Raw genomic sequence first — 12,941 nt, 5'->3', positions numbered from 1 at the left:
GGGCGACGGTGTCCCCGCCGGTGGCCGGTGTGGGGTGGACGGTGCTCGCCATGCTGGCGGTGGCGCTGGTGGCGGGCCCGGTGGCGCTGGCCGTACCGGTGTTCGTCCTGGTCGGTCGGCGCTGGCCCGCGGCGGGGGGCCGCTGCGCCGCGGTCGCCATGATTGGCGCGGGAATCGGGGTGGCGGCGCAGCCCGGCAGCCAGCCCGGATCCGGGCAGGGGGCGTTCGGGCCGCTGGTCCAGGTGTTCGGCGCCTTGGCCTTGGCGGCGGTGCTGGCCGCGCTGGCCGGGCGGGCCTGGGACCGTTCCGCCGGCTCGGGCGCCGGCGCCGACTTCGGCGCCCGAGCCGGGTCCGATGTCGGGCATAGGACTCGCAATCCCTATATCGACAGCAAGGGACTCGGTTAGCGTTTTCGTGGCGCCGATTGTTCGGACGTCGTCCACCGTCTGTTCCTGAGGGAGACATCCGGTCATGATCACAGCCATGCGTGCCGTGAGTGCCGTGAGTGCCGTGAGTGCCGTGCGTGGAGTCCGCGTGGATGCTCTACGGCCGATCGGGGCCTCGCGCCCGGCCTGGGCCGATGCGGTGGGCGGGGATGGCGGCGCCGGCGGCACGCCGTCGGTCCTGGGCGACGGGGAGTTGGTGGAGCTGCTGGCGCGGGCGATCCACGACCGCTATCTGGAGCATGAGCTCGGTAAACGGCACGCGGCCGGATCGAGGCCCGGACTGCGGCCCTGGGCGGAGCTCTCCGAGGCGCTGCGGGAAGCCAACCGTGATCAGGCGGTTCACTACGAGACGGTACTGCGTAACCGTGGCTGGGTGTGCACACCGGCCGAGCAGGACGTCGATCCGGCTGTCGATCCGTTTTCGCTGTCCGCCGCCGAGGTCGAGGAGCTCGCCCGGGCCGAGCACGACCGGTGGCGGCAGCACAAGGAGCGGCAGGGTTACTCCTACGGTCCGGTGCGCGAGGACCTCGGCCCGGACAAGCGTCACCCGTCCATGGTGGACTGGGAGGAGCTGACCGAAGAGGACCGTGATCGGGACCGCGACGCGATCCGGAACATGCCGGCCGTTCTGGCCCGGGCCGATCTGTGCATCACCCGGCGACCCGCCGCCGAGGCGGCTATCCGGTGAGCGGCTGACGGCCGCGACGATCGTCGGCGCATTGCCGCTGTCCGCCGCTGTCCGCCGCTGACCCCGAAGACCTCCGCAGCCCCGCACACAGGGAACTTGGCTCTGTCGCAGATTCGGTGGTGACGGAGCCGAGAACTTGACAGCCCCCTGGGTACCGTCCCGATCAACGGTCACCTGGTTTTCCCGCCAGCTCCGTGGAAAGCATGTTCGAGGCTGCTCGTCGCGCTCCGGCCTTCGCCTGATCGTCCCGGTTGTCGGTCGGGATCGGACCGGGACCCGGATCCGGGGGAGATGCCGCCAGGCCACGGCTGGCCGCGAACAGCAGGTCCTCGCCGGTCGCCGGGCGTAGTCGCAGGTCGGCGAGCGCGCCGACCCCGACTCCGGCCCGGGTCAGGGCGGTGCGTGCGGCGGCGGGGCCGGCGCCGTAGAGGAGCGCGATCATCTCCGGGCCGGTCGGATCCGGCCGGTACACCAGGTCCGTGCGGCGCAACGCCGGGCGGGAGGTGCCGACCGGCAGGGTGAAGCGGGCGTGCGTGAGGTCATCGTCCCGGCGCCGGCGCTCCAGGCCCCGATCCGGTCCCCGACCCCGCTGCGGCGTGCGGCCTTGTTCTCCTGCTTCGGCCCGCTTCGCCGCCGGGCCGGCCAGTCGGTCGATCTCGGCGGTGACCACCCGAGCCAGCAGTTCGGCGCTGGCGTCCCAGGTGAACCCGGCAGCCCAGGCGCGGGCCGCCGCGCGCAGCTCGGCCGCCGCGGGCGGCTCGGCCAGTAGCCGTAGCGCCGCGTCGAGGGTCTTCTCCAGCGGCTCGCCCTCGTCGACCAGCCATCCCGTCGTCCCGTCCCGGACCGCGTCGCGCAGCCCCGGGACCCGGAACGCCACCGCGGGCACCCCGAGGGCGGCGGCCTCCAGTACCGACAGCCCCCAGCCCTCACCATGCGAGGGGTTGACCGTCAGCCAGGCCGAGGAAAGCAGCCGGTCGCGGGTGGCGGCATCGGTGTAGCCGTGCCAGCGCACGGCGTCACCGTCCCGGGTGGTCAGCCCGAGGGCGACCGCGCGGGCGGTCAGCCGTTCGCGGTCCGGGCCGTCGCCGACGATGTGGACGGTGAGCCCGGGATGCGCCCCGACCAGCGCGGGCAGCGCGTCGAGGAGCAGGTGGAGCCGCTTGTGCGGCACGAGCCGGCCGACGCACACGATGGTGGGCGTCGTCGCGGGCCCGCCATCCAAGCCTGCGGGCCCGCCGCCAGCCGGGCCCGTGAACGTGGTGGCCCCGGCGGTCGTGGTGGCCCCGGCGGTCGTGGTGGTCACCCCGTTGGGGACCAGGAAGCGCGGGCCGGGCAGGCCGAGGATGTCACGGGCCTCGGCGCGGGTCGAGGGGGAGACGACCACCACCGGTCGGTGCCGGTAGACCCACCGGCTGCCCGGCGCCTCCAGTAGTTGCCCCACCCGGGCGACCGGCCCGGGGAAGTACAACGGAAACTGTTTCTGATGAACGTGGTGGAGCACCTGCACGACGGGGGTGCTCGCCGGCAGCACCAGGGGGCTGAAGAACGGGATCCCGTTCTGGCAGTCGACGACGGCGTCGACGCGGTGCCCGGCCCGGCCCAGGCTGGCCAGCCGGGCGAGCACCGACGGATAGACGCCGAAGGTCCCGCCCCCGCGGCGCACCTCGACGCCGCCAACGGACTCGGCGACGGGCGGACCAGGGCGTTCACCTTCCGTGGCCCGCGAGGTCAGCAGGGTGACCCGGGCACCGGCCGCGGCGAACCGCTCGGCGATCGACTGGCAGAACAACTCCGCCCCGCCGGCCTGCGGATGCTCCCGGTCCCGCCAGTTGAGGAACACCACGTGCCGGCCGGCGAGAGTGGGCAGGTACCGGCGCTCCCGGGACCCTCCGAGGTGTGTCGATCCTCCCGGGGGCGTCACGCTGGGAGTTCCCGTCACCGGTGGCATTCCTTCCGTTTCGTTCCGCTCGCCAGGGCTTACCATGTTCGTCTGCAAGGTTCGCCTGCAACCTACCGATGTCGGAAAATCGTCGGCCACCTACCATGGCCGGTGTTCCGCTGTGGGTGATTCGACGTGTCCCGTTCCCGGTGGGGAGGCTGATGGCGAAGCCCTCGCGTGAGGCTGTGACGGGCCTGCTGGCCGGTCCGGCAGCACTGGCCGTCGCCGGCATGCTCGTCAACGGGTGCAACCTGCTGATGAACCTGATCGTCGCCCGGTCGCTGGACCCGGACTCCTACGGCGCCGTGTCGGTGCAGGTCAGCATCTTCCTGATCCTCTCGGTCGCGGGTAACGCGCTGCTGATCGCCGTGGTGCGGCACGAGACGTCCGGCCCGGGGGGCACCCGGCGCGAGCAGTGGTCCTGGATCCGGCGGCTGCGGGGCGCCTGCGGCGTCGGCATCGCGATCTCCGCGATCGTCGCGGTGGTGCTGTGCCGGCCGGTGGCCGCGCTGATGTCCTATCCGCATCCGCTCGCGATCGCCGAGGCGACCATCGGTGCCGCGTTGTGGACGCTGCTGTGCGTCGAACGCGGCCTGCTGCAGGCCAGGGGGGCCTATCCGCGCCTCGCCGTCAACTTCGTGGTCGAGGGCTTCGTCCGGATCGGCCTGGTGATCGTGCTCGTGCTGGGCGGGCTCGGGGTGAACGGCGCGGGCCTGGGCATCGTGCTCGGCGTCGTCGTCGGCGTCGAGCACGCCCGGTGGGCCGTCACGCGCACCCCGCGGCTGCCGCGCCCGCCCGTGTTCCGGCGCGGGGCGCCCGTGCTGCCTGACGACGGCACACCGCCGGCCACCGGGCCGATTCCGCTGCCGATCCCGGCGCCACGCGCCAGCGCCCGGCAGAGCGTCATCGCCGACACCACCGTCGCCCTCGGCGCGCTGATCCCCCTCGCCCTGCTGCAGAACATGGACGTCGTCATCGTCGGCTGGCTGGGCTCCTCCGGGGTCGGCGGCTACGCGGCGATCTCGACGGCCTGCAGGGTACCGGTCTTCATCGGGCTGGCGGTCGCGAACTTCCTGCTGCCCGAGGCGGCACGACGGCGCAAGGAGGGACGCCCCGCCGGGGGCACGTTGGTCGTGGCGCTGGTCTTCGTCGTCGCTCCCGGGCTCTTCCTTGCCGGGCTCGGTCTGTTCGCGGCGAAGTGGTTGATCGGACTCGTCTTCGGGGCGCATCTCACCGCCGCCGCCTCCGCGCTGTCGGTGCTCGCGCTGAGCATGACCCTGCTGGCCGTCACCCTGATGTTCACCACGTACCTGCTCGGCGCCGGGGTGCGCCGGGTCGTCGGCGTGCTTGCCGTCGCCACGGTGGCGACGGCAGGGGCGCTCGTCTCGGCCGGCGGCGGATCGATGGCCACGGCCACCGCCGCGCTCGCCGCCGAGTCGGTGACCGCACTCGCGGTCGGCCTGCTCGTGGTCCAGCTGCATCACACCGACCGCCGGTCGGCGCGGGCCGCCGAGACGCACCGGCGGCCGGCGGGGGACATGGGGCTACCCAACCCCCAGCCCGGCGAGGGGGTCCCGGCCCGGGTGTGAGGAGTTCCTCTGCCGGACGAGTCCCTGCCAACCCCGCGCGGAGAGGCCACCGCTGATGCCAGCCCAGACCCGTCCGAACGCGGACGGTGGTGAGCCCGGGTCTCCCGGGTCTCCCGGGTCTCCCGGGTCGTCGGGGTCGGTGCGTTCGCAGCTCGCCGTCACTCGCCGCCGCCTGCTTGCGACGGCCGTGGGCCTCGGCGCGACATCCGCCGGTGCCCTCGTCGCCGCGCGCCTGCTCTCCTCGTCCTCGGGCCCGACATCCTCCGGTGACCTGCCGCTGAGCCGACCCTCGGCACCGGTCGGCGGGGTCACCGTGGGGCCGTCGATGCCGGCCGGGGCGGTGGCGGGCCTGCCCAGGAACCTGCTGACTATTTACGGCGCACCCGGCACCTTCGGAAACCTCGACGACCGGTCGGCCATCGAGATTGCCGGGGTGCCGGGCTGGGGCTTCGGCCCCGGTCAGGCCGCTTTTCTGTCCGCGGTCGCCGCGGACGGCACCGTCTTCCTCGCGACGACTCCGTTCACCGACGACCAGGCGGAGCTGACCGGCACGGGCATGGAGATAGAGATCTTCGAGCCGGCCGCCGAACGGTTCACCCGCCTGATGATCCCCTCAACGAAGGGCCGGACAAGCCTGCCCCGGGCCGACCCGAACTACCATGGTGTGGGCGGCGGGGACATCTCGGACGTGATCGTCGTGCCCGGTCCGGACGGCACCGAGCGGGTGGTCTTCGTCTCGCTGATGCCCTTCTTCGGCTGGAACACCTCCATCGATGGCGAGTTGCCGAGCATCGGTCAGCTCCGGCGGGATTCCCCGGGCGGACGGTGGGCCTACGACCGGACGGCGTCCAGGACGGCGGCCCAGCTCGCCGGGACCACCCCGCCGCACGTGGCGGCGCTGGCCTTCCCGGTGCTCGCGCCGCTGGAGCCGCGCTCACCGCGCGGGCCGTCCTCGATCGCCCGGCTGCCCCGCAGCGGGCACCTGGTCATTGCCCAGTACCTGGGGACCGGGGTCGGCGGCACCGACAACGGCGCCCTGCTCGTCGTCGACCTTGCCGGCCGGGTACGGGCGCACTGGCAGTACCCGCAGGTCCGCCCGCTGGGCCTCGAACTGGTCGTGAACCCGCGGGAGGTCGTCGCCGATCCCACCAGCGAACCCGATGACGAACGGTTCGTGCTGATCAGTGACGTGCGCGGGCTGGACTTCCGGGCCCAGCCCTTCCCCGTGCAGGAGTTCTCCTACTCGGCGTCGCGGGGCACCATCAGCCCGAAGAGCACGGCGGTGCGCGCCGTTCAGGACGGCTCCCGGATGGAGTCGGCCGTGTTCGGCGCGGACGGCACCCTGTATGTGGCCCGCACCAAGGCCGACGGGCTGCGGGCGGAGACCCTCGCCGTCTACCCGAAGATCGATGGGGAACGCGGCCTGGTGACCCGGGCCCCCGCCACGAGCAACTGGCCGGTCGACACCTGGGGCATCGCCAACCGCCCCGACTACCTGGTCGCGGGCACCGACCGGGGTGGGCTGGTGCGCAGCATCACCGTCGATCCGGCCACCGGCGCGGTGCTGCTCGCCGGGCTCGACGGCCTGGTGCAGGTCGTGCGGCCGGCGGGGCGCGGCACGCGGATGACCTTCCGCACCGACCGGCCGATCGACGTGGGGCTGAGCAGGCTGCGGGGCCCCGCGACCCGGTATGTCGGGGTGCGCCGCGGCGCGGTCGACGCCCGTCGGCGCAGCCTGTGGCTCCCGGTGAACCAGCTGGTGCTCGACGGCCTGCCCTGGCCGTACCCCCCGTTCAAGCTCGATCAGTGGTTGCTGCGCGTCAATCTGGATGTGCTGCTCGGTGACGGGTAGGTGACGGACGGCCAGCGGGGCCAGCGGCGTTCGGCGGGGGCCAGCGGCGGCCGGCGATGCTTAGCCCCCGCCGGCGGCGGCGTGTAGCGGCAGCGCGAGCAGGTAGGGGTCGACGTGGGTGCCGAGGAAGCCGAGATGGCGGTAGAACGCCCGGCCGGGTTGCCGTATCGCGTGGGCGAGCAGGAGCGGCACCCCGACCATGCGATGGACGGTCAGCGACCGCATCACGGCGTCCCGGACGAGTTGGGCGCCGAGCCCGCGGCCCTGGTACCGGACATCGACCGCGAGCCGTCCCACGAACATCGCCGGAACGGGTTCGGTGGACCGGCGCGACCACCGGCGTGAACCGGGGATCCGTTCCAGGGCCGCGGTGGCCAGGCAGTAGTAGCCGGCGATCCGGGTACCGTCGACGATCACGAACGTGTTTGTCGTCCGGTCCTGCTGGTGTTCGAGGGCGTGGTGGCGCAGCCAGCCGTCGAGCAGGTCGTCACCGCTGTTGAAGGTGAGCCGGTCCGGGCCCTCGGACAGGGCCGCGGGCTTGGCGAGGGGCACTGCGTAGGATCCTTTCTTGGGGCCGCGTCGGACCGCGTCGGGATCGCCGGTCGACTGGTCGGCCGATCGGGAGGCGGGCAGAGGTGGCGGGGTGCTCCGGCTACTCCTGCTGCTCCGAGCCCGGTTCCTCGTCGAGGAGCCGGCGCAGCCGGGGGGAGTCCGGCGGCGGCGCGTCGAGCAGCGCCTCGAGCTTGCTCCAGTCGGCATCCGGGACGCGGAACAGGCGGCGGTCGGCGAGAACCTCTCGCGCGTATCGCTTCATGGCCTCGACGGCGAAGTCCTCAAGGGACAGGCCCTCACCCTCCGCGGCCGAGCGGATGATCTCGGCTTCATCCTCGGGTAGTCGTACCGCGAGTCTGTCGTCCCTGGCGGTGCTCATGTTGGCAGTCTGCCCTCCGGGTCTTCGGACCCGTTTCCCCGGGTCTCGCTCGCCGACGTGGGTACCACATCCATCGCGGCCGTGTCGCCCGGATGCTCGAAGGCCGGCCGGAGCGCGGATCCCGTCGGGTGCCCGGCATCTCTTCGTACCAGATCTTCGTACCAGAGAGGTCCTACGCCCGTGGTGCTTTCGCCTGTCCCCACCGTCCCGCTCGCGCACGGTGCCCGGATGCCCAGGCTCGGGCTCGGAACCTGGCCGCTGAACGACCGGGAGGTCCAGGGGGTGGTGGAACAGGCGCTCGGGCTGGGCTACCGATTGATCGACACCGCGCACAACTACGGCAACGAGAAGGGAGTGGGCGCCGGACTACGCGCCGCCGGCGTGCCCCGCGAGGAGCTGTTCGTCACCACGAAGTTCAACAAACGCTCGCACAGCGTCCGCGGCGTGCGCAGGGCCGCCGTGGAGAGCGCCCGCCGGATGGGGCTGGACTACCTCGATCTGCTCCTCATCCACTGGCCGAACCCGTGGCGGGATCGGTACGTCGAGGCCTGGAAGGGGCTCGTCGAGCTGTTGAAGGACGGCCAGGTGCGCGCGATCGGGGTGTCGAACTTCAAGACGACCCACCTCGACCGGCTGCTGGCCCAGACCGGTGTCGTGCCGGACGTGAACCAGATCCAGCTCGATCCCCGACTCGGCCGGTCCGCGATCCGCGCCTACCACGCGGAGCAGGGGATCGTGACGGAAGCGTGGAGCCCGCTGGGCGCCGGCACCGGGCTGCTCGACGAACCGGTGATCACGCGGATCGCCGCCGCGCACGAGCGCACCCCCGCGCAGGTCGCCCTGCGCTGGCACATCGAGCTGGGCATCGTGGTGGTGCCGAAGTCGGCCAGCCCCAGGCGCCTGGCAGAGAACATCGACGTCTTCGACTTCACGCTTTCCGCTGAGGAGATTGCCGCGATCTCCGGACTGGACCGGGGCGCCGCGGGGGAGGCGGACGCCCTCGACTCCGAGGTGTTCGGGCACTGAGCTTCGGGAGTTCGGGGTCCCTGGGAGCTCGGGGCAATCCTCTCGTTTCGTATCATTCATGATACGTACGATGTAAGCCTGCCACGTCTTCACCGGAGGGCGTCGCCCGTAGGGGCTCGGAGCGGTCCGGCAGCCTTGGTGGAGGAATCGTGGGGCGAAAGGCGGCGCCGTCCGCTCCGGGCGGGCACTACCACCACCTGGACGCGTTGCGCGCCGTCTTCATGCTGGGCGGCGTCTTCGTGCATGCCTCGACGCTCGGTGACGACCCGTTCTTCCACGGGATCGCCTACGCCTCCGGCCTCTTCCGGATGGCGGACTTCTTCCTGATCTCCGGGTTCCTCTCCGCGATGCTCGTCGGGAAGTATGGGCCGTCGCGCACCGTGCATCGCAGGCTCGCCAGCGTGGGAATCCCATTTCTGTGCACCCTGGTCCTGTTCAATCCCACCGCGCTCTGGTTGAGCTACAACTTCCACAACCCGGACGTCTCGTTCCTGGACTTCCTGCGTGGAAACATCGTCCCCGAGCCGGTGGGCGAGCTGCGCTGGCCTCTGCAGCTGTGGTTCCTCATGGTGCTGCTCGCCTACGCGCTGTGCACCCCGGCGGCCGTGAGCGTCATATCCCGCCTTGTGGCCAGCTCCCTCTACCGGCGGGCCACCACCGGTCGGCTGCGCGTCATGGCCACGATCATCTCACTCGTCATCGTGACCACCATCCTCATCCGCGGCGGGTACCGGGCCGCGGTGACTCCCGTCATCGGTTCCGATCCCCTCGACCTCCCGGTCGAGGAGACGCTGGACTTCCTGCCGTTCTTCCTCCTCGGCGTGCTCCTCTACCTGGATCGGCAGCGAATCCTGCCGTCCTTTCAGCGGCCCGCGCCGATCCTGCTCGCCGTGGCCGGCGTCCTGCTGCTGGCGGCCAATCAGGACTGGGGTGGAGTGCTGACCTCATCCACCGGTCTGGTGCTCAGCAGGACCCTCTTCACCATCGCGATCACCGCCACGCTCTTCGCCCTTGCCAGCCGGCTCGTCCCCGGCCCGCGGCCCGCCGTCCGCTACCTCTCCGACGCCTCCTACACGGTCTACCTCTTCCACTATTTCTGGATCTACGCCATCGCGACGCTGCTCTCGTTGGACCCGAGCCTCCGCTGGCCGCAGATGCTCCTGGTCACCGCCCTCACCTTCGGCGTGACCCTGGCCATCCACCATTTCGTCATCTTGCGGTCACCCTTCCTCCGCAAGATCTTCAACGGGAAATTCCCGGTCGACGGCCGCCGCGGCACCGGCCGGCCCGCGGCCGGGCCCCTGACCACAGCGGCCGGCACGGCGGACTCCGAGCCGACCCAGCCGCTGCGCTGGCTTCCCCGGGCCGAACAGCTCGACCCGGAACGGACCCAGCACCTGCGCTGGGCTCCCTGACGCAACCTTCCTTTATAACGCTCCCTTATAACGTTTCCTTATGAGGTCATGTCCCGGCGCCAGAAGAGGACGACGGCGACCAGCACCATCGCGGTGCAGTAGACCAGCCCGCGCAGCAGCGCGTCGGCGTAGGGCGTGGCGACGGCGAAGCCACCGGTGGCGATCGCCTCCATCAGCTGCACCGGCAGCCAGGCCCGGGCGGGACCGTAGATGCGCGTGACCAGCATCTCCACCGGCAGCGCGTAGGCGACCGCGACCGCGATCGCCGCGGCAGGCGCGCGGAAGACGATCGCGGCCAGGGCGCCGAGCGCGGCGTAACCGAGCGATCCGGCGCACAGGTTGACAAAGCTCTTGCTCAGTTCGGCCAGCCCCGCCGCGCTGCTCCAGGCGGCCGTCGACACCCCCTTCAGCGGCGCGAGCGCGAAGGACAGCGCGACCGAGACCACGGTCGCCACGGCGATGACGAGGACCACGAATGCCGCCAGAGCCAGCAGTTTGCCGGCGAGAAGCCGGAGCCGGTGCGGCTGGGCGACGAGCTGGTTGCGCAGGGCCCCGTGCGCGTGGTCGCCTGCGAGCGACGCGGCGACGACGGACAGGGCCACCACGCCGAGCAGGATGCTGACCGCCTGCACCCCCTGCGCGACGCCGTTCGCGGCGGACAGCCCGCTGGCCGTGACGGGGTCGCCATCGAAGTCGTTGTGCCCCACCGAGACGAAGGTCAGAACGGTGCCGAGCAGGGCCGAGGCGATGACCGCCCCCAGCGTCCCGAGCAGGAACCGGGTCCGCAACAGCGGCACCCATTCGGCGCGGAAAGCCGTGATCATGTGGCACCTCCACGGCTCTGGGCCGGGTCGAGCCCGGCTCCCACGGCGGGCACGCTGCCGTCCGGGGTGTGCCCGAAACGGACGAGGTCGCCGTCGATTTCGCCGGTGACGCGCAGGAAGGTCTCCTCCAGGTTCGGCCGATGGGTGCGCAGCGAGCGCAGGGTGATGCCGGCGCGCATCGCCAGTCGGTTGAGGTCCGCGGCCACTCCCTCGCGGGCGTGGGCGGTCACCACCGGATGGCGTTCGCCGACTCCCGCGTCGCACGACGGCCCGGGGCAGAGGTCGATCTCGACCCGAAGGCCGGTCTCACCGAGGAGCCCGGCCAGGCGGCGGGCGTCGTCGTCCCGCTCGGGCACCATGAGGATCCGGGGATCCTCGGCGGAGAGCAGGTCGGTGACGTGCCCCTGGAACAGCATCCGCCCGCCATTGATCATCACCAGATGATCGCAGATCTGCTCGACCTCGGTCAGTAGATGGCTCGACATGAAGACCGTCATGCCGCTGCTGGCCAGCTGACCCAGCAGCGCGCGGATCTCCCGGATGCCTGCCGGGTCGAGGCCGTTCGTCGGCTCGTCCAGGATGAGCAGGCTGGGATCGGGCAGCAGAGCGGCGGCGATGCCCAGGCGCTGCTTCATCCCGAGGGAGTAGGCGGTGAACCGGTCGTCGGCTCGCTCGGTCAGGCCCACCTGTGCGAGGACTTCCCCGACCCGCCGCGCGCGATCGGCGCGGCGCCGCCCGCCGATCCCACGCAGCAGGGCGAGCTGGTCCAGATTGCGCCGGCCGGACAGCCCGGGATGGAACGTCGGGCCCTCGATCATCGCCCCGACCCGGCCCAGGTAGCGGGCCGGATGGGAGATCGACGCGCCCAGCACGTACCCCTGGCCCGCCGTGGGGCGGATCAACCCCAGCAGCATGCGTAGCGTGCTGGACTTCCCGGCCCCGTTCGGGCCGACGAAACCGGACAGCGTCCCGCGCGGCACCTGGAGGTCGAGATGGTCCACCGCCACCCGATCGCCGTACCGCTTGCCGAGCCCGCGGGTCCAGATTGCCGCCTCGGTCGGGCCCTCGGGCGATCGCCCGGCCAGCCGCGGGGGCCGCGCCGCGCCGCGGGGGCGACCAGCCACGTTCGATGCGTGCGTCGGTTCGGTGACCGAACCCGAAGTCATCGTCTGACAGCCTCCCAGATCATGCGTTCAACTCCCGAGATCGGTCGATCCGTTACCCTCCACCGTGACTCCGTCATCCACCGTGCTCCATGGGAGTCGTGCCCGCGGAGGCCGTCGTGGTCGACCACATGCGCGGCCGCTGGCGGGGTCGGCACCAGCACGGAGGCTGACCGAACTCCCGCGCCGACCGGCGGTACGCACTGGGCGCCGTCGGCACCGGGCACCGCAGCGGCCGGGCCAGTCCCCGGCTCGGGATCCGCCGAGCTCAGCAGGCCTAACGAGTGGACCACGGGCACCGTTCCAGCTCCCGGCACTCCGGAGCGCTCGGTGCCGTGGGAACCCGGAGGTCTCCGCCTCGTCCGAAAGAGTGACGACGTATCGTCATTTTCGCTCATTTCCGACATGTCATCAAACGATCATTGGCGAAAGTCCGGGGCCAGGGCAGGTCCGCGTCGTTGCCGAGGTTTGCGATCATCCGGCGCGGCACAGTCAGTGCGGCGCTCATCGTTCCAGCCGCGAGATGGGGTAGCTGTCGTACGAGCCCCCCGGGGGACCCCACACGTCACCCGACACAACCGGCGCCCGACGGCTGGACGACAATCTTCACATGGGTGAGACGGCTGGCCTTCGGCGTGGCATCCGGGTGCTGACGCTGCTCGCCAGCATCTGGATCATCGTGATGCTGGTGTTGGCCGTGGTCTCCGCCCTGCGGTCACATCATGCCGCGACGGAGCGGAGCAGGCATCTGGACCCGGCTGCGACCACCACCGCGATGCTCCTGGCCGACTTTGTCGACCAGGAGAATGCTCTGCGTGGCTACATCATCACCCGGGACCGGGGTTTCCTGGTCCCCTACAACGAGTCCGCCAGGTCCATCCCGGTCCTGACGGCACGGCTGGACGCATTGCTGGCCGACTTCCCCGCGCTGCGCGCACAGCACGGGGAAGTCGGCCGGGCGTACCGGGACTGGCGTCGCGAGGTTGTCCAGCCGGAACTGGCCGCGATGGCGAGAGAAGACACCGCCACCGCCCAGGATATCGTGCGCACCAAGGCGCGCCAGGACTT

At 71.6% G+C, this 12,941-nt stretch carries 11 protein-coding genes and 1 pseudogene; 7 read left to right on the top strand and 5 right to left on the bottom strand.

Going from position 1 to position 12,941, the window contains the following annotated elements; all coding sequences use genetic code 11:
* Together AC08OO_RS05225 and AC08OO_RS05220 are read left to right on the top strand one after the other, a co-directional pair.
* Positions 1-407: pseudogene (locus AC08OO_RS05225) on the top strand (DUF3367 domain-containing protein); the annotation flags it as partial.
* Between the two features lie 127 nt (positions 408-534).
* The gene (locus AC08OO_RS05220; RefSeq protein ID WP_476609795.1) at positions 535-1,134 is read left to right on the top strand and encodes a RyR domain-containing protein; all 600 of its coding nucleotides are present in this window, start codon (positions 535-537) and stop codon (positions 1,132-1,134) included.
* A gap of 163 nt (positions 1,135-1,297) precedes the next feature.
* Here the strand turns inward: AC08OO_RS05220 and AC08OO_RS05215 are convergent, their stop codons facing one another.
* Complete coding sequence (locus tag AC08OO_RS05215; RefSeq protein ID WP_476609794.1) at positions 1,298-3,082, bottom strand: glycosyltransferase family 4 protein; 1,785 nt, start codon at positions 3,080-3,082, stop codon at positions 1,298-1,300.
* 152 nt (positions 3,083-3,234) lie between these two features.
* Between AC08OO_RS05215 and AC08OO_RS05210 the strand changes: the two genes are divergently transcribed.
* A complete protein-coding gene (locus tag AC08OO_RS05210) occupies positions 3,235-4,662 on the top strand; it encodes a lipopolysaccharide biosynthesis protein (protein ID WP_476609793.1) in 1,428 nt (475 codons plus the stop codon).
* 139 nt (positions 4,663-4,801) lie between these two features.
* A complete protein-coding gene (locus tag AC08OO_RS05205; RefSeq protein WP_476618280.1) occupies positions 4,802-6,514 on the top strand; it encodes a hypothetical protein in 1,713 nt (570 codons plus the stop codon).
* Positions 6,515-6,574: 60 nt separating this feature from the next.
* Here AC08OO_RS05205 and AC08OO_RS05200 read toward each other — a convergent pair whose 3' ends face one another.
* Together AC08OO_RS05200 and AC08OO_RS05195 are read right to left on the bottom strand one after the other, a co-directional pair.
* Positions 6,575-7,066, bottom strand: a complete 492-nt coding sequence (locus AC08OO_RS05200; RefSeq protein ID WP_023840460.1) for a GNAT family N-acetyltransferase — start codon at positions 7,064-7,066, stop codon at positions 6,575-6,577.
* 100 nt (positions 7,067-7,166) lie between these two features.
* Complete coding sequence (locus tag AC08OO_RS05195) at positions 7,167-7,445, bottom strand: type II toxin-antitoxin system TacA family antitoxin (RefSeq protein ID WP_476609791.1); 279 nt, start codon at positions 7,443-7,445, stop codon at positions 7,167-7,169.
* 228 nt (positions 7,446-7,673) lie between these two features.
* Between AC08OO_RS05195 and AC08OO_RS05190 the strand changes: the two genes are divergently transcribed.
* Together AC08OO_RS05190 and mdoC are read left to right on the top strand one after the other, a co-directional pair.
* The gene (locus AC08OO_RS05190; RefSeq protein ID WP_476609790.1) at positions 7,674-8,471 is read left to right on the top strand and encodes an aldo/keto reductase; all 798 of its coding nucleotides are present in this window, start codon (positions 7,674-7,676) and stop codon (positions 8,469-8,471) included.
* 149 nt (positions 8,472-8,620) lie between these two features.
* On the top strand, positions 8,621-9,886 hold the full coding sequence (mdoC, locus tag AC08OO_RS05185; protein ID WP_476609789.1) for a glucans biosynthesis protein MdoC: 1,266 nt from the start codon (positions 8,621-8,623) through the stop codon (positions 9,884-9,886).
* 38 nt (positions 9,887-9,924) lie between these two features.
* Here the strand turns inward: mdoC and AC08OO_RS05180 are convergent, their stop codons facing one another.
* Both AC08OO_RS05180 and AC08OO_RS05175 read right to left on the bottom strand, forming a co-directional pair.
* A complete protein-coding gene (locus AC08OO_RS05180; protein WP_011435620.1) occupies positions 9,925-10,710 on the bottom strand; it encodes an ABC transporter permease subunit in 786 nt (261 codons plus the stop codon).
* Complete coding sequence (locus tag AC08OO_RS05175) at positions 10,707-11,876, bottom strand: ABC transporter ATP-binding protein (RefSeq protein WP_476609788.1); 1,170 nt, start codon at positions 11,874-11,876, stop codon at positions 10,707-10,709. Before AC08OO_RS05175 ends, AC08OO_RS05180 begins: the two co-directional genes overlap by 4 nt.
* A 607-nt stretch (positions 11,877-12,483) precedes the next feature.
* On the opposite strand from AC08OO_RS05175, the gene AC08OO_RS05170 reads away from it, so the two are divergent.
* Positions 12,484-12,941, top strand: a 458-nt coding sequence (locus tag AC08OO_RS05170) for a CHASE3 domain-containing protein (RefSeq protein ID WP_476618279.1), incomplete at its 3' end; no start/stop codon positions are given.

The organism is Frankia sp. CeCAU1 (genome assembly GCF_977971845.1).
This window is presented reverse-complemented; position numbering and strand designations above follow the sequence as displayed.

What these genes read in the sequence shown, in the direction of transcription:
- AC08OO_RS05190 (WP_476609790.1), top strand. Translation starts at nt 7,674, where the DNA reads ATGCCCAGGCTCGGGCTCGGAACCTGGCCGCTGAACGACCGGGAGGTC.
- AC08OO_RS05195 (WP_476609791.1), bottom strand. Translation starts at nt 7,445, where the DNA reads ATGAGCACCGCCAGGGACGACAGACTCGCGGTACGACTACCCGAGGAT.
- AC08OO_RS05180 (WP_011435620.1), bottom strand. Translation starts at nt 10,710, where the DNA reads ATGATCACGGCTTTCCGCGCCGAATGGGTGCCGCTGTTGCGGACCCGG.
- AC08OO_RS05175 (WP_476609788.1), bottom strand. Translation starts at nt 11,876, where the DNA reads ATGACTTCGGGTTCGGTCACCGAACCGACGCACGCATCGAACGTGGCT.
- AC08OO_RS05210 (WP_476609793.1), top strand. Translation starts at nt 3,235, where the DNA reads ATGGCGAAGCCCTCGCGTGAGGCTGTGACGGGCCTGCTGGCCGGTCCG.
- AC08OO_RS05215 (WP_476609794.1), bottom strand. Translation starts at nt 3,082, where the DNA reads ATGCCACCGGTGACGGGAACTCCCAGCGTGACGCCCCCGGGAGGATCG.